Origin of the sequence: Pigmentiphaga kullae (assembly GCF_004216695.1) — a bacterium.
Taxonomy (GTDB): domain Bacteria; phylum Pseudomonadota; class Gammaproteobacteria; order Burkholderiales; family Burkholderiaceae_B; genus Pigmentiphaga; species Pigmentiphaga kullae.
Window position 1 is genome coordinate 606230 of the sequence record NZ_SGXC01000002.1, and the last position, 15421, is coordinate 621650.

Genomic DNA, 15421 nt, shown 5'->3' on the forward strand with positions numbered 1-15421 from the left:
GTCTGCGGCCCGCGTGTGTTTTACCCTGTTGCGTCATAGGCGGGCGCAGGCTCCGCCTTTCACCTTTCTTTTCCTCCAGGAGACCCCCTAGTGGTTCGACTCGCGACGACAGCATGCACACTTCCCCTGCAATCCCACCGCGACGTCTCGCTGAGTCGCCGCAGGCTGTCCAAGCCCTGGCTGGCCCAGGTCGCGTTCCTGATCCTGCTGTCGTTGGCGACACTGACGTCGAACCGTGTCGCGCTGGCCGGGCAAGCCCCGGCGACACCCACGCCGGCCGCGTTGGCCGACCTGCTCGAGAATCCGGACAGCCGCAAGGCGCTGATCGACCAGTTGCGGGCGCACGAACCCGGATCCGAGACGAAGAAAGGGGGGACCGCTGCCGCGGATACGCAGCCTGCCCAGGCATCCCCGACGCTGCGCGCGCGGCTGGCGGATGGCACGCAGCGCTTCCTGTCCGGCCTGGTGTCCGACCTGGGGCAGGGCGCCGCCGATCTGCGGGCCATGACCGAGGGCGACGGCCCCTCCATGGATAGCGCCGAAGCGCGGGCGTTGCAGCCGCTGGCCATGTCGGTCGTGACGGCCATCGTCGCTTTCGTGCTGCTCAGGCTGGTCGCGTTGTGGATCTACCGGCGGATAGACGATTGGGTGGCGGGCTTGGGATGGGATGCCACGGCGCCGTCGCGGGCCGGTGCGCCGGTCGGCATGCCGGTTCTGTACCGGCGAGCGGGCGCGATCATCGGCGCGGTGGTCATCGATGCGCTGGTGGTCCTGCTGGCCGCCGCGGCGGCGTACGCGGCAGGGGTCCGCGGCGGGCCGGACGGCGTCGCCGTCGATCCGCTGGTGACCGTGTTCCTGAAGGCCTTCCTGGCGGTCGAGATCACCAAGGTATTGGTCCGCACGGTGTTCTCGACGCGCTATCCGCACCTGCGTCTGCTGCCCATGTCCAATGAGATGGCACGGTACTGGAACCGGTGGCTGATCGTGCTGGTCATGGCGGCGGGCTACGGCACCATGCTGGTCGATCCGGTGCTGGCCGCGGCGCTGTCGCCCGCGCTGGGCCGGCTGGCCGCGCTGGTGATCATGCTGGGCGTCTATGTGTACGCGGTGGGCGTGATCTGGCGCAACCGCCAGCGGGTGCGCGAGAAGCTCGAGCACAGCGGTTCGCGCAGGACGACCTTCCTGGGCACCTCGCCGCGCCTGCTGGCGCGCGTCTGGCACTGGCTGGGCATCGGGTACTTCACCGTGCTGCTGGTGGTCAGCCAGATCGATCCGGCCAATGCGCTGCCCTTCATGGTGGGCGCCACGCTCCAGACCCTGCTGGCGACCGGCGTGGGCAGCCTGGCCATCGTGTTGCTGAACGCGCTGCTGGCCAAGCCCATACGCGTCTCCGACGAATTGCGCGCGCGCCTGCCCATGCTGGAGAACCGGCTCAATTCCTATGTGCCCGCGACCATCCGTTTCGTGGGATGGGCGGTCCGCATCGTCGTGGTGTTGCTGGTGCTGGATGCGTGGCGCGCCTTCAATCTGTCGCGCTGGATCGCCTCGGACGCCGGCGCGGCGGCCATAGGCGTGGCGGTGAACGTGGCCATCGTGCTGCTGGCGGCGGCGCTGGCGTGGACGGTGGTGGCCAGCATCATCGAACATCGCCTGAACCTGCGCGAAGGCGGGCGCATGCCCACCGCGCGCGAGAAGACCCTGCTGTCGCTGTTCCGCAATGCGGCGCTGATCGTGATCGTGACCATGACGGTCATGGTGGTGCTGTCGCAGATAGGCATAGACGTGGCGCCCCTGATCGCGGGCGCCGGCGTGGTCGGTCTGGCCGTGGGCTTCGGCGCGCAGAAGCTGGTGCAGGACATCATCACCGGCGTCTTCATCCAGCTCGAGAACGGCATGAACGAGAACGACGTCGTGCAGGTGGCCGGCGTGTTCGGCACGGTCGAGAAGATGACCATCCGTTCGGTGGGCATACGTACCCTGGACGGTGGCTATCACCTGGTGCCGTTCTCTTCGGTGGACGTGGTGTCCAACCACATGCGGGACTTCTCCTACCATCTGGGCGAGTACACGATCGCCCACCGGGAAAGCATCGACGACGCCATGCAGCACCTGCGCAATGCCTTCGCCGAACTGATGACCGACGAGGCGCTGGCGCCGGAGATCCTGGAGGACATCAGCATTCCGGGCGTGACCGCCGTCAACGAGAAGGGCGCGACCATACGGGTCCTGATCAAGACCCGGCCCGGCATGCAGTGGGCGGTGCAGCGCGCCTACAACCGCCTGGTGAAGCAGCATTTCAACGCCGCCGGCATCGAGCTGCCCTACCCGCACATGGTGGTCTACTTCGGGCAGGACAAGCAGGGCGAGGCGCCGCCGGTGCGCGTGGCCATGGAAGGCGGGCAGGCCGCGGCAAGCTGATCCCGGGCCTTCAACCCGCCAGCAGCCAGCCTCCCAGCGCCGCCAGCGCCACGACCAGGACGGGCGGCACGCGGCCCACGACCAGCAGTCCGAATGCGGCCAGCGCCAGCGCGAAGTCGGCGCGGCCGTGGATGGCGCTGGTCCATACCGGGTCGTACAGCGCCGACAGCAGGATGCCGACCACGCCGGCATTGACGCCGGCCAGCGCGGTCTGGATGCCGTGGCGCTGGCGCAGTTGTTCCCAGAAGGGCAGGGCGGCCGCCAGCACCAGCAGCGCGGGCAGGAAGATCACGGCCAGCGCGGCCAGACCGCCGGCCCAGCCGTGCAGCGGACCGCGGGCCACCGCGCCCAGGTAGGCGGCGAAGGTGAACAGCGGCCCGGGCACGGCCTGCGCCGCGCCGTAGCCCGCCAGGAAATCCGCGTTGTCGACGAGGCCCGTGGGCACCACCGTGGCCTGCAGGAGCGGCAGCACCACGTGCCCGCCGCCGAAGACCAGCGCGCCGGCGCGATACACGCCATCGAGGAACGCGACGAGCGAGGAGCCGCTGGCGGCGGCCCAGACCGGCAGTGCCGCCAGCGGCAGTGCGAACAGCACCAGGGCGGCGACGCCGGCGCGGCGCGAGATGGGGTAGGGATGGGGATGTGCCGGGACGGGCGCGGGCAGGTCCAGCAGCCATCGGCCGAGCAACCCGCAGGCGACGATCGCGGCGACCTGTCCCGCCGCCGAGGGCACCGCGAGTGTCGCCAGCGCGGCCAGCACGGCCAGTCCGGCCCGCGTCCGATCCGGGCACAGTGACCGGGCCATGCCCCAGACCGCCTGCGCCACCACCGCCACCGCCACGACCTTCAGGCCATGCACCCAGCCGGAGTCGGCCAGACCGCGGTAGTCGGCCATGCCGTAGGCGAACAGGATCAGGACCAGGGCCGAGGGGAGGGTGAAGCCCAGCCACGCGGCCACGAGGCCGGGCCAGCCCGCGCGCCGCAGCCCCAATGCCATGCCGACCTGGCTGCTGGCGGGGCCGGGCAGGAATTGGCACAGGGCCACGAGGTCCGAGTAGCTGCGATCGTCCAGCCAGCGGCGGCGTTCGACGAATTCGGCACGGAAGTACCCCAGGTGGGCGATCGGCCCGCCGAAGGAAGTCAGTCCCATCCGCAGGAAGACCAGGAATACCCGCCATGCCCCGTCGCGCGAGTCGTCGTGGCTTGCCGGGGGCGTATCGGTGGGCATGGTCGTCAACGTGAAGAGGGTTTTCGCGAGGGCTTGCCGGCGTCTTCCTGCGCGCGGACGAAGTCGATGAAGGCCCGCAGGGGCGACGGCAGGTGCCGGCGGCCGGAATAATAAAGGAAGGGACCGGTGAACGGGCGCCACCAGGACTTGAGCACGGGTTCCAGCGCGCCGCTGTCCAGGTCGGGCTGCAGCCAGCCCTCGAACAGGTGGATGATGCCCAGTCCGTCCCGCGCCGCCTGAACGGCGAGTTCGACGCCGCTGCCCAGGCTGACCAGTAGCGGCCCGGCGGGCTCCACCCGCAGGACCTCGCCCTTGCGTTCGTATTCCCAGGCGGGCATGGCGCCGCTGGCGAACTGGCCGCGCAGGCACAGGTGGCCGAGCAGATCGCGCGGGTGCGTGGGCCGGCCGCGCGCCGCCAGGTAGGCGGGCGAGGCGGCGGTGGCGAAGCGCTGCCAGCGGGGGCCGATGGGGATCGCGATCATGTCCTGTTCGAGCCGTTCGTCGTAGCGGATGCCCGCGTCGCAGCCGGCGGCCAGCAGGTCGACGAAACCGTCCTCGACCACGATTTCCAGCTTGATGTCGGGATAGGCTTGCAGGAAGGGCGTGACGAGGGGGGCGAGCACCAGCCGCGCGGCGCTGAGCGGGACGTTCAGGCGCAAGGTCCCGGCGGGCCGGTCGCGAAAGCCGTTGACCACGTCGAGTGCGGTTTCCACTTCGCCCAGCGCCGGCACCAGCCGTTCGACCAGGCGGGTGCCGGCTTCGGTCGGCGTCACGCTGCGCGTGGTGCGATGGAGCAGCCTGACGCCCAGCCGGGCCTCCAGCCGTCGCACGGCCTCGCTCAGGCTGGAGGCCGAGGTGCCGCCGGCGCGTGCGCCTTCGCGAAAACCCCCGGCGCGAACCACGGCCAGGAAGGCGAACAGGTCTTGGAGCGGTGCTTGCATTGTGCGAAATTCCGTACAGCCTGTGCCGATTACACCAGATTATCGATCGAAGCGGACGTGTCTATAGTGTGGTCCATCCACGCTTTCCGGAGAAATGCCATGACCGATCTGCAAGCAGCGGGCAGTTTTGCCCTGGGAGACCGCACCGTGCGCCGCATGGGCTACGGCGCGATGCAACTGGCGGGGCCGGGGGTGTTCGGTCCGCCCAGGGACCGCGTCGCGGCGCTGGCCGTGCTGCGAGCCGCGGTCGACGCCGGCGTCGACCATATCGACACCAGCGACTTCTACGGTCCCCACGTCACCAACCAATTGATCCGCGAGGCCCTGCATCCCTACCGGGACCTGACCATCGTGACCAAGGTCGGCGCCGTGCGCGGGTCCGACGCCTCGTGGAATGCGGCGCAGCGCCCCGAGCAGCTCACGCAGGCCGTGCACGACAACCTGCGCAATCTCGGCCTGGACGTGCTGGACGTGGTGAACCTGCGCATCATGGGGGACGTGCACGCGCCGTCCGAAGGATCGATCGAGGAACCGTTCACCGCATTGGCGCAATTGCAGCGGCAGGGGCTGATCCGCCACCTGGGCCTGAGCAATGCCACGGCCGCGCAGGTGGCCCAGGCCCGGCGCATCGCCCCCATCGTGTGCGTGCAGAACCACTACAACCTGGCGCACCGCGCCGACGATGCGCTGATCGATCAATTGGGCGGCCAGGGCATTGCCTACGTGCCGTTCTTCCCGCTGGGCGGTTTCTCGCCGCTGCAATCGGACATCCTGACCCGGGTGGCGCAGCGGCTGGCGGCGACGCCCATGCAGGCTGCGCTGGCGTGGCTGCTGGCGCGCGCGCCCAACCTGCTGCTGATACCGGGGACGTCGTCGACGGCGCATCTGCGGGAGAATCTGGCGGCCGCTGCGCTGGCGCTGCCCGCCGATGCGATGACTGAACTGGACGGCATCGCGGCTAAGGCGCGCGCCTAGGCCGCGCGGGCGCGGGATGCGTTATCGTCGGGGGTGGATCCCATTCATGTCCCCGACAAGCCCCCGCGTGAGAACCGATAGCCGCCTTTCCCGGATGCTGCACGTGCTGCTGCACATGGCCAGGAACGACCAGCCCGTGACGTCCGCCCAGATCGCCCGGATGCTGGGCACCAATGCCGCCGTGGTCCGCCGGACCATGGCGGGCCTGCGCAAGGCGGGCTACGTGCAGTCCGAGAAAGGCCACCACGGCGGCTGGCGGCTGGACTGCGACCTGGCCACCGTCACGTTGCTGGACATCCATCGCGCGGTGGGCGGGCCCAGGGTCTTCGCGATCGGCGCCGACCACGCCCACCCTGACTGCGCCGTCGAACGCGTGGTCAACGCCGCGCTGGCCGACGCGCTGGAAGAGGCGCAAGCCTTGCTCGTAAGGCGCCTGGGCGCGGTGACGCTGGCCGATCTGGCCAGGGAATTCGACCAGATCTGCCACACGGCTGCGTGGGGCCTGGCGGACCACCCGCAGTCCTGAACATGCCCCGTTAGGCGATGGCCCCGAGCCCCGAAGGGGTATCGGGACCTTGCGGCGGATTTTTATGTATCATTTAAAGGTACATGAATTCGACAGAGCAAGGAGAGCGATATGGACCACGACGTGATCATCATCGGCGGAAGCTATGCCGGGCTTTCGGCGGGCATGCAACTGGCCCGCGCCAGGCGCCGCGTGCTCGTGATCGATGCCGGCGAGCGCCGCAATCGGTATGCGCCGTTGTCCCATGGCTTCCTGACGCGTGACGGCGAATCCGGCGCCGACATTGCCGCCATTGCCCGTGACCAGTTGCTCAGATACGAGACCGTGGAATGGCTGGATGCCCGCGTGGACGCCGTGGCGCAGGCGGGCGAGGGCTTCGCGGTGTCGGTGGGCGAGCAGGTGCGGACGGCGCGGCGCCTCGTGCTGGCTACGGGCGTGAAGGACGAGTTGCCGGATCTGCCGGGACTCGCGCAGCGCTGGGGCATCCATGTGTTCCATTGTCCGTATTGCCACGGCTACGAGTTGCAGCAGGGCCGCATCGGCGTGCTGGCCTTGTCCGAGATGTCCATGCACCAGGCGATGATGCTGCCCGACTGGGGCGCGACGACGCTGTTCCTGAACGAAGCCTTCGAGCCCGATGCCCAGCAGCTCGCACTGCTGGCCGGGCGCGGCGTGGCCATCGTGCGGGGGCGGGTGGCGCGGCTGGACGGTGACGGCGTGGCGGTGGTCATGGGCGACGGCGAAGTCCACGCGCTGGACGGCCTGTTCATCGCGGCCCGGGTCCGCTCCTCGGGACTGGCCGAGCAACTGGGCTGCGTGATGGAAGAGGGGCCGTGGGGCAGCACGATCAAGACCGATGCGACCAAGGCCACGAGCGTACCGGGCGTGTTCGCGTGCGGCGACACGGGCCGGCCAGCCGGCTCGGTGGCGGCGGCGGTGGGCGATGGCGCGATGGCGGGGGCCGCGGCACACCGTTCGCTGATGTTCGGGTTGTAGAAGAACGGCAGGGCCGTCAGGCCCTGTTTTGCGCGGGCCAGGCGGCCACCAGCACCAACAGGACGCCGGCCAGCGCATAGGGCACGCCCGGACCGGTTTCGTACAGCAAGGTGCCGGCCAGCGGGCCCAGGACGATGCCCAGTCCCTGCGCGGCGCCCACCGATCCGGCTGCCGCGCCTTGTTCGTGGGCCGCCACGGCGTTCGAGGCCATCGCGGCGAACGCGGGAAACATCCAGCCCATGCCCGCCGCGGCAACGAAGAAAGCGGCTTCCAGCATGGTGCCGTTGCTGGCCAGGGGAACGGCGCCGAAGCCCGCGGCGCTGACCAGCGCGCCGGCACGGATCAGGCGCTGCGTGCTCCAGCCCAGGCGGCGCACCGCCAGTTGCGCGACGATGAGCGCTGCGCCCACCATGGCCAGGGCAAGGCCGGCGGTGCGCGCCGCCGCCTCCGGCGCCAGGCCCAACTGGTCGATGGCGAAGAAGCCGACGGTGATCTGCGCCATGGAAACGCAGAACATGCAGACGAAGGCCACCGTCATCGGCCGGCGCAGCCTGGGGTCGACCAGACGCAGTGCCGCCGTGGCGGCGACATGGGCGGGGGGCGAGTCGGGCAGCGCTTTCCAGAGCAGGCCAAGGCCGAGCAGGGGCAGCACCGCGATCAGGGCAAGCGGCAGCGACAGGCCCAGCGGCGTGAGCGCCGCGACGATGGCCGGCCCCAGCACGAGGCCGATGGCATTGGCCGCGCCCAGCGAGGCCATGGCGGCGGCCCGGTGTTCGGCGGGCAGGTGATCGGCCACCAGCGCCTGGCTGACCGAGGGGATCGCGGCGAAGAACGCGCCCACCGCGCCGCGGGTCAGGACCAGGCCCGCGAAGACCAGTCCGGCTGCGGGAAAGAAATAGAGCGAGGCGATGGCGACGGCGCACATCGCCCAGTAGCTCAGGGCGAAGCCGCCCACGCCCGCCAGCAGCACGCGCCGCCGGCCCAGCCGGTCGCTGGCGGTGCCCCACGTCCGGGCAAGCAGCATCCACAGCACGCCGCCCACGGTGATGACGGCGCCGGCCTGCCATGCCGCCAGGTGCAGCAGCCGCGCGACGGGTCCGATGACCGAGACGAAGCCCATCATCGCCATGGTGCAGGTCATGTAGGCCGCCAGCAGGGGGCGGAAGTCGAAGGCCGGGCCGGTTTGCGGGGCCGGCGCGGCGGGGGCGGGGATAGGAGTCATGGCGGCGATGCGTGGTGTCAACAGGGGCGCAGCGCCGCGGCGAAGGTATCGGCCAGGCGGCGCACGATGCGCGCGCGTTGGGTCGTGACGCCGCGTGCGATCGCATCGTCGGCCAGTCCATGCATGGAATGGAACATCATGATGGCCATGGCATGGCTGTCGGCCACCCGCCAGGCGCCCGAGGCGGCACCGGCTTCCAGCAGGGCTTCCAGTTGCACGATGATGGGGTTGTCCTTCATGAGTTCGCGGCTGGCCGGATGCGGGTCGTGGAAGAGCATGTCGTGCAGCATGACCTGGTCCATCAGCCCGTCCAGCATGGCGGTGAACCAGGCGCGCAGCCGGGCGTTCCATCCTTTTTCGCCGGAAGCCGCGCGGCGTCCCACGGCGGCGTCCACGCGCTGGCAGAAGCCCAGGACGAAGCGTTCCCTGAGCGCGCCCAGCAGTTCTTCCCGAGAGGAAAAGTACAGGTAGAACGTGCCCTTGGAGACCAGGGCGGCGGTGGTGATGTCGTCGACGCTGGTCTGGGCCACGCCCTTTTGCAGGAAGAGGCGTTCGGCCGCATCCAGCAGTTCGGCGCGCCGGCTCTGCGGCGCGCGCACACGCGGACGCGGCGCGGCGGAGGTGGCGCCGGAGGGTTCAGCGGGCATCCGTTTTTCCTTGCACGGCAGCCACGACCGCCGCTTCGTCGAATGGCAGGCCGCGCGGCGTGAATACCCGGTCGCGCAGCCAGGCCAGCGCCGAGGGCAGGTCGGCGAAGATCGCGGCCGGGACGCCGAACAGCTTCTCGACGTTCATCCGGGAGACCCGCTCGAACTCCTCGGGCGGGACCACGCTGGCCATGCCCATCACCTGTTCGCGTATGGCCTGGCCCTGTCGGCCGAACCACTGTTTGACGTGTTGCGCGGCGCCGGGCGGATGGGTCAGCGACGAGGCGTCGGTGAACACGCGCAGGGAGGCGAATGCCTGCCCGCGCGCCAGCCAGTCGTCCCACGCCCGGGAGAAATCCTGGGTGTCCGCCAGTGTGGGGGCGCCGGCGGAGACGCTGACGACGAGCGGCCAATGCCCGAGATCGTGATGTTGCATGACGAGCCTCTTATCCGTTGACGAGTGGATACGATTCAAATTAATGAGAATCGTTATCGTTATTGGATAATGACCGGCGGTCATTAACTTGTCAAGCCCGGAAGCTGCGCCTGGACAGGCGCAGCCGGCGCCAGCCGATGACGAGTCCCGTGAGGCTCAGTGCGAGGCCGCCCAGGCTGAACAGGATCAGTACCGCGTCCCACAGCGGCCTGTGCTCCAGCAGCGGCAGCCAGTCCCAGCTGTGCAGCATGGCGAACAGCCAGCGCGAGGCGCGGCGCGAGCGGTCGGTGCTGTTCAGGACGGAACCGGTATATGGATCCAGGTGTACCCAGGTCGCTGCGGGATCGTCGAACTCGATGCGCCAGACCGGCAGCGGCTTGTTGCCGCCACCCGTCATGGTGTGCGGCGCCCGGTCGTAGTAGTGCAGGTCGTAGCGGTCGAGCACCTGGATGCGGGCGAGGGGGGCGGCCACGAGTCCCGCCGCCGCGTGGCGCAGCTCGCCGGGGTCCAGGCCGACGGCCCGCGCGGTCCGGGCATCGAGCAGCGCGGGGCGGCCGGCCGGGCCATAGGCCAGGACGAGTTCGCGCCCCAGGCGATGGACCCAGCGCAGTTCGCGGATGTCGCCGCCTCGGGCCAGCAGCATCTGCACGGAGGCGGCGCCGGCGGGCATCGCGCCCGTGTGGCCGTACACGGCGGCGACGGCAGGCCCGCCGCGGCCGCTGCCGAATACGCCCCATGGGTTCATGGACATCAGGCCGCTGAAGATCCAGGTGAGCGTGGTCAGCGCGAACGCCAGTCCCGCCAGGTGGTGCCAGCGCATCATGCCGGCCCGGTACGGCGAGCGCGAGCCGCTGCGGTAGGGGCGCGCGAAGCGCCAGCGCAGCAGCCCTACGACGGTGCCGGTCAGCGCGACGGCGATGCCGGCGATGGACAGGCCGTCGACGATGGCGGCCCAGTGGCGATCGAAAAGATTGCCGCGGAATGGGTAGAGCCAATGGATCCACGCGCCCGCGTAGTTCCAGGTGCGCTCGGTGCGAGGCGCATCGCGCACCACTTCGCCGGTGCGGCTGGAGATGTACAGCAGCGTGCCCGCTTCGTCGTCCAGTTGCACGCGGTGCAGCGGCCGGTGCGGATCCAGGGCGCGCGAGTGCGTGTGCGCGTCCTCGTGCACCAGACCCGCATAGTGCGCCTGGACGCCGCCGCCGGCGTAGGCGGCCGCGCTGGCCAGGGCATGGGCGGCGTCGATTGCGCGCAGCATCGTTCCTGTCGCGGCGTCGATGGCCACGGGCGCGCCGATCCGCGAGCCATCCGCCAGCGTGGCCAGGTAGACCGGCCGGCCGGCGCTGGCCGCCGACAGCCGCAGGTCTTGCGGCATCGAGGGGATGCCGGCCGCCGCCAGCGCCTGCGCGGGTCCGAGCAGAGGCGCCGCCGGGTCCAGGGAAGGAAGGTGCTGCAGGCGCTCGGCCGCCGTAAGCCTGGGATAGCCGACGTACATCATGACCACGCCCGAGGCGAACCACATGACGAAAAACGCGCACATCACGATGCCCAGCCACCGATGCAGCAGATAGAGCCAGCGCTTGAGGCGTGAATGCATGGCCGCCTCCTAGAACGCGATCCGCAGGCTGACGTCGGCGGTGCGCGGGGCGCCCAGGTAGGCCATGGTCGGCGTCATGTTGGCCGCATAGACCTTGTCGGTCAGGTTGCGGATGCGCGCAACGATCGCGGTGCGGCGGTCGATGCGGTAGCTCACCCCCAGGTCCACCAGCAGATAGGCGGGCCAGGACACGGTGTTGGCCGCGTCGGCGTACACGCGGCCCACGCGGCGCAGTCCGACGCTGGCCTGCAGCGCGGGCGTGACGGCATAGGACACCCACAGGTTGGCGACCATGGCCGGTGTGTTGGTCGGACGCTTGCCCGCCAGCGACACGCCGCCCTGCGTGTAGTCGTCGTAGCGCGCATCGACGTAGGCGACGTTGCCCTGGACGGACCAGCGTCGGTCGGGCTGCAGGCCCACGGCCAGTTCCATGCCCCGGGACGACTGCTCGCCCACGAGCACGGTCAGGCTGCTGTCGTTCGGATCCTGGCTGGCGATGTTCCGGCGCGAGATGCGATAGGCGGCCAGCGTGGCCGTTCCCTTGCCTTCCCAGAAATCCAGTTTGCCACCCACCTCGGCCTGGCGGCCGGAGGTCAGTTCGCTGTTGTTGCGTACGTCCGCGAACGAGGCGGTGGACAGCACGCCCGAGGGCGGATCCGCGGCGGTGGCGTACTGGGCGTAGAGCGCCGCGTCCTGCGTGACGTCCCAGACCAGGCCGATGCGCCCCGTGGTCGGGTGATAGCTGCGGCGGAACTCGGCCGGGTTGGCGGCGGTGATCTCGCGCCGGTTGGTCAGGTCGAGCTGGATGCGCTCGTGGCGCAGCGCGGTGACCAGGTGCAGGTCGTGCCGCAGCGCGGTGCGGTTCTCGGCATAGATCGCGAGGGTGCGCACCTTGTTGTCGCGGTCGGGCCGGAAACCCGGCGACATGCCGGGAATGTCGAAGAAGCGCTCGGTGCCGTAGTCGTAGGGATTGACTGTGCCGATCGTGCCGGACAGGCTGTTCGGAAAGCGTGTCTGGCGGTTCACGCTGACGTCCGCGCCGAAGGCCCAGTCGCTTTTCAGGCCGGCGATCTCGCCATGGTAGATGCCATCGATGCGGTTGCCCACCAGGTGCTGGTCGTGCCGCTGCAGCAGCGCGCTGGACCGGATTACCTGGGTGTTGTCGGCGTTGAAGCGGTAGTTCTCGACGTTGCGGTAGTCGCGCAGAGCGTCGTAGACGTAGAAGGTATTGCGCCATTGCAGCTTGTCGCCGGTCCGCCATTCGGCGATCGATCGCAGCCATTGCACGCGCTGGATGTACACCCCGTCGGCACTGTTGTAGTTCTTGAAGCGGGTGCCATCGTCGATGCGCGCGGTGCCGGCGATCGGGTTCAGCAGCGGCGTGCCCCAGTAGGGACGGTCGACGTGCTCGTGCTGGTATTCATAGGCCAGGGTGTGGGTGAAGCCATTGCCGAAATCGGACAGTACCGAGGCCGCGAGCTGCGTGGCGCGCGTGCCCGTGCCGTCCACCCAACTGTCGGCGTCGCGATGATTGAGGTCCAGGCGCAGGTAGTGGCCCGGGCCGCCGGCCTCGCCCGCGATGCGCCGATTCAGGCCGACGGAGGCTTCCTTGAGCCCGTTGCTGCCCAGGCGCAGCTGGCCTTCGGAGATGTCCTCGCGCCGGGCCAGCTTCGTCACATAGTTGATCGATCCGCCCACGGCTCCCGCGCCGAATAGAAAGCTGGACGGGCCGCCGATGGCCTCGACGCGTTCGTAGATCCAGCTGTCCACGGGACGGGCGGCGATCGAATACTGGACATTGATGCCGTTGAACAACTGGCCGATGGAGCCGGTGCCGAAGCCGCGATAGCTCACGCCCACGTTGCCGGGCGCGTCGTGGGAGGTCACGCCCGGGATGGCGCGCAGAATCTCCTGCGTGTTCTGCGCGCCCCGCGCATCGATGGTGGCGCGATCGACCACGGTGATCGAGGCGGGGGTCTCGCGGGCGGTCAGGCCGAGATTGCTGGCGGCCGAGGCCGGCGTGTCGAGGTTGAGCTTGCCGTTGGGCGTGTCGGCGCGGCTACGGACTTCGACGGCTGGCAGGGCCTGTTCAGGGGCGGCCTGGGCATGGACGGGCGCCACAAGCACCTGGCAGGCGGCGAGCAGGCCGGCGCATGCCGGGCCGGAACGGGATGGGCGCGGGGCGGCGCGATGCGCGCGCGGGCGCATCGGAAAGACGGAAGTGGACACGAACGACTCCTGGTCGGCCGCGCGCGGGCGCGGCAGGGCGAAGCGGCGCTGCCACGCGGGCAGGGCCGGGCGGGATCAGGAAGCGGCCGTGAGGGGTGGCGCGCGGGAGGGCGGCGGACGCGAGATGGGCGTCGTGCCCAGGAGCGGAGCGGGAGGAAGCGCCGGCGCCTCGGCCGAGACGACGAAGCCGACCAGCACGAGACCGCCACCGGGAGACGGCAGCGCGACGGCGGCATGGAGCCGGCAATACGGGCAGTCGGCGGACGTGGTGGCCGAGTCGTCCTGCGACGGCTGGGAGCCGTCGTCCGACAGCTTGACCTGTTTCGGGCCGTAGACGCTGCAAAGTTCGACCCAGGTGTCGGACGGGCGGGCCAGCGTGTTGGCGATGGCCGGCGCCAGCATCCCCCAGAGCAGCGCGAGCAGGACCAGCATCGCGATGCCGCGATGGCGGTCCTGCCTGGAGAATCGGAGGGATGGCCGATGCATGCTCGAGTCGGGAACGATCGGGCCGGCGGGCCCGGGAGACGCGGCAGTATGGGCAGGAAATCCGGTGGCGTCAATTCGCGGCCCGTGCTTGCGGCCGGGCCAGGACAGCTGCGGCCTTGAACGATTCGATGGGGGCGTTGCGGATACCTTCTGTTACGATCGCCGTCGATTCTTCAAGGATGCTCCATTGGCTTCGCAAATCATCGAACCCCGCCTGGCCAGGCTGGCGGCGCTGGCCGCCGCGGTGCTGGCGCTCGCAAGCTGCGGCGGCGACGGGGCCGTCGTGCCCGGGACCGCCTGTGCCCAACAGGTCAACGACACCGAAGGCAAACTGCTGGCCTGCATGACGCTGGAGGGCGTCATGGTCCATCTGCGCGAGTTCGAGCGCATCGCAAAGGCTAACGGCGGGCATCGGGCCTCGGGATCGTCCGGCTACGAGGCTTCGGGGGCTTATGCGGAGCAGGTGCTGCGCGGCGCCGGCTATGCGGTCGCGCGCGAGTCCTTCGATTTCGTCCGATACGAGGACCTGGGCGGGAGCCTGCTGCGCCAGGCCGGACCGGGGCCGGCGGCCGACTTCGAACATCGGGTCATGGACTATTCCGGCTCCGGCGATGTATCGGCGCAAGCGCATATCGTGGGTGCCCGGGGCTGTACGGCCGAGGATTACACCGGATTCCCGGCGAACGGCATCGCCCTGATCGAGCGGGGCGATTGCAGCTTCGACCGGAAGATCGGTCTTGCCCGCGAAGCCGGTGCCGCGGGCGCCGTGGTCTACAACAACGCCGAGGGCATGGTCCATGGCGCGTTGACCCCGGAGCTGGCCGCCGACATTCCGGTACTGGAGGCCACGCAGGCCGTGGGCCGGCACCTGGTCGGCACGCCCGGCCTGGTGCTGCGGATTGCCGCCTCGACCCGGCGCGAGCCCGCGACCACCTTCAACCTGATCGCCGAGGGCCGCGGCGGCGACGATAGCCACGTGGTCATGGTGGGTGCGCATCTGGACTCGGTCCAGGCCGGTCCAGGCATCAACGACAACGGCAGCGGCTCGGCGGCCGTGCTGGAGACCGCGGTGCAACTGGCGCGCACGCCGACGCGGTACAGGCTGCGCTTTGCCTTGTGGGGCGCCGAGGAGGACGGCGTCCTGGGTTCCGCCGACTACGTCGGCAAGCTGGCGCCCGAAGCGTTGGCGAAGATCGCGATGTACCTGAACTTCGACATGATCGGATCGCCCAATCCGGGCTATTTCATCTATGACGGCGACAACTCCGACGGCCGCAGCGACGGGCCGGGGCCGGCCGGCTCGGAAGTGATCGAGCGGACCTTCGAGCGTTTCTATGCCGCCCGCAACACGCCGTTCAAGGGTACGCCGTTCGACGGCCGTTCGGACTATGGCCCGTTCATCGGGCTGGGGATTCCCGCCGGCGGCATCTCGTCGGGCGTGGACGAGACCAAGACCGAGGCGGACGTCGCGCTGTGGGGCGGGACCGCCGGCATCACGTTCGACCCTTGCTACCATGCCGCCTGCGACAACCTGTCGAACCTGGACCCTGCCGCGCTGGAGCTGAACAGCAGGGCGGTGGCGGCGGCGACGCTGCATCATGCCAACGACCTGCAAGGTATCCTGCGGATCACGCCGGCGGACGGCGCCGCGCGTTCGATGCGAGCCGCCTATACGCCGCCCGCCGACATGCGGCCCAGGCACCTGCCAGCGTTGCGCTAG

Annotated in this window: 13 protein-coding genes; 5 read left to right on the forward strand and 8 right to left on the reverse strand. The window is 69.8% G+C overall.

The window, feature by feature from the left end; genetic code table 11:
- Positions 1-90: 90 nt before the first annotated feature.
- On the forward strand, positions 91-2418 hold the full coding sequence (locus EV675_RS17230) for a mechanosensitive ion channel domain-containing protein (RefSeq protein WP_242621474.1): 2328 nt from the start codon (positions 91-93) through the stop codon (positions 2416-2418).
- 10 nt (positions 2419-2428) lie between these two features.
- On the opposite strand, the gene chrA is transcribed toward EV675_RS17230, so the two are convergent.
- The gene (gene chrA / locus EV675_RS17235; RefSeq protein WP_130358454.1) at positions 2429-3646 is read right to left on the reverse strand and encodes a chromate efflux transporter; all 1218 of its coding nucleotides are present in this window, start codon (positions 3644-3646) and stop codon (positions 2429-2431) included.
- Positions 3647-3651: 5 nt separating this feature from the next.
- Complete coding sequence (locus EV675_RS17240) at positions 3652-4587, reverse strand: LysR family transcriptional regulator (protein ID WP_130358455.1); 936 nt, start codon at positions 4585-4587, stop codon at positions 3652-3654.
- Between the two features lie 99 nt (positions 4588-4686).
- Here EV675_RS17240 and EV675_RS17245 point away from each other — a divergent pair, with 99 nt between their 5' ends.
- The 3 genes from EV675_RS17245 to EV675_RS17255 all read left to right on the forward strand — a co-directional run bounded on the left by EV675_RS17245 (position 4687) and on the right by EV675_RS17255 (position 7084).
- The gene (locus EV675_RS17245) at positions 4687-5562 is read left to right on the forward strand and encodes an oxidoreductase (RefSeq protein WP_130358456.1); all 876 of its coding nucleotides are present in this window, start codon (positions 4687-4689) and stop codon (positions 5560-5562) included.
- A gap of 46 nt (positions 5563-5608) precedes the next feature.
- On the forward strand, positions 5609-6088 hold the full coding sequence (locus tag EV675_RS17250) for an Rrf2 family transcriptional regulator (protein ID WP_165404635.1): 480 nt from the start codon (positions 5609-5611) through the stop codon (positions 6086-6088).
- 111 nt (positions 6089-6199) lie between these two features.
- Entirely contained in the window at positions 6200-7084 is an 885-nt protein-coding gene (locus tag EV675_RS17255; protein ID WP_130358458.1) for an NAD(P)/FAD-dependent oxidoreductase, read from the forward strand.
- Between the two features lie 16 nt (positions 7085-7100).
- Here EV675_RS17255 and EV675_RS17260 read toward each other — a convergent pair whose 3' ends face one another.
- From EV675_RS17260 to EV675_RS17285, 6 genes are all read right to left on the reverse strand, one after another.
- Positions 7101-8306, reverse strand: coding sequence for an MFS transporter (locus EV675_RS17260; protein WP_130358459.1), 1206 nt, complete (start codon positions 8304-8306; stop codon positions 7101-7103).
- A gap of 17 nt (positions 8307-8323) precedes the next feature.
- Positions 8324-8953 carry a TetR/AcrR family transcriptional regulator gene (locus tag EV675_RS17265; protein ID WP_130358460.1) on the reverse strand — a complete coding sequence of 210 codons (630 nt, stop codon included), beginning with the start codon at positions 8951-8953 and terminating at the stop codon, positions 8324-8326.
- Positions 8943-9389 carry a hypothetical protein gene (locus EV675_RS17270; RefSeq protein ID WP_130358461.1) on the reverse strand — a complete coding sequence of 149 codons (447 nt, stop codon included), beginning with the start codon at positions 9387-9389 and terminating at the stop codon, positions 8943-8945. The genes EV675_RS17265 and EV675_RS17270 overlap by 11 nt, the downstream gene beginning before the upstream one ends.
- Before the next feature lie 91 nt (positions 9390-9480).
- Complete coding sequence (locus EV675_RS17275) at positions 9481-10986, reverse strand: PepSY domain-containing protein (RefSeq protein ID WP_130358462.1); 1506 nt, start codon at positions 10984-10986, stop codon at positions 9481-9483.
- Between the two features lie 9 nt (positions 10987-10995).
- Positions 10996-13194 carry a TonB-dependent receptor gene (locus tag EV675_RS17280; protein ID WP_130360147.1) on the reverse strand — a complete coding sequence of 733 codons (2199 nt, stop codon included), beginning with the start codon at positions 13192-13194 and terminating at the stop codon, positions 10996-10998.
- 96 nt (positions 13195-13290) lie between these two features.
- Complete coding sequence (locus tag EV675_RS17285) at positions 13291-13701, reverse strand: DUF2946 domain-containing protein (RefSeq protein WP_130358463.1); 411 nt, start codon at positions 13699-13701, stop codon at positions 13291-13293.
- Between the two features lie 187 nt (positions 13702-13888).
- Between EV675_RS17285 and EV675_RS30195 the strand changes: the two genes are divergently transcribed.
- Complete coding sequence (locus tag EV675_RS30195; RefSeq protein WP_165404636.1) at positions 13889-15421, forward strand: M28 family peptidase; 1533 nt, start codon at positions 13889-13891, stop codon at positions 15419-15421.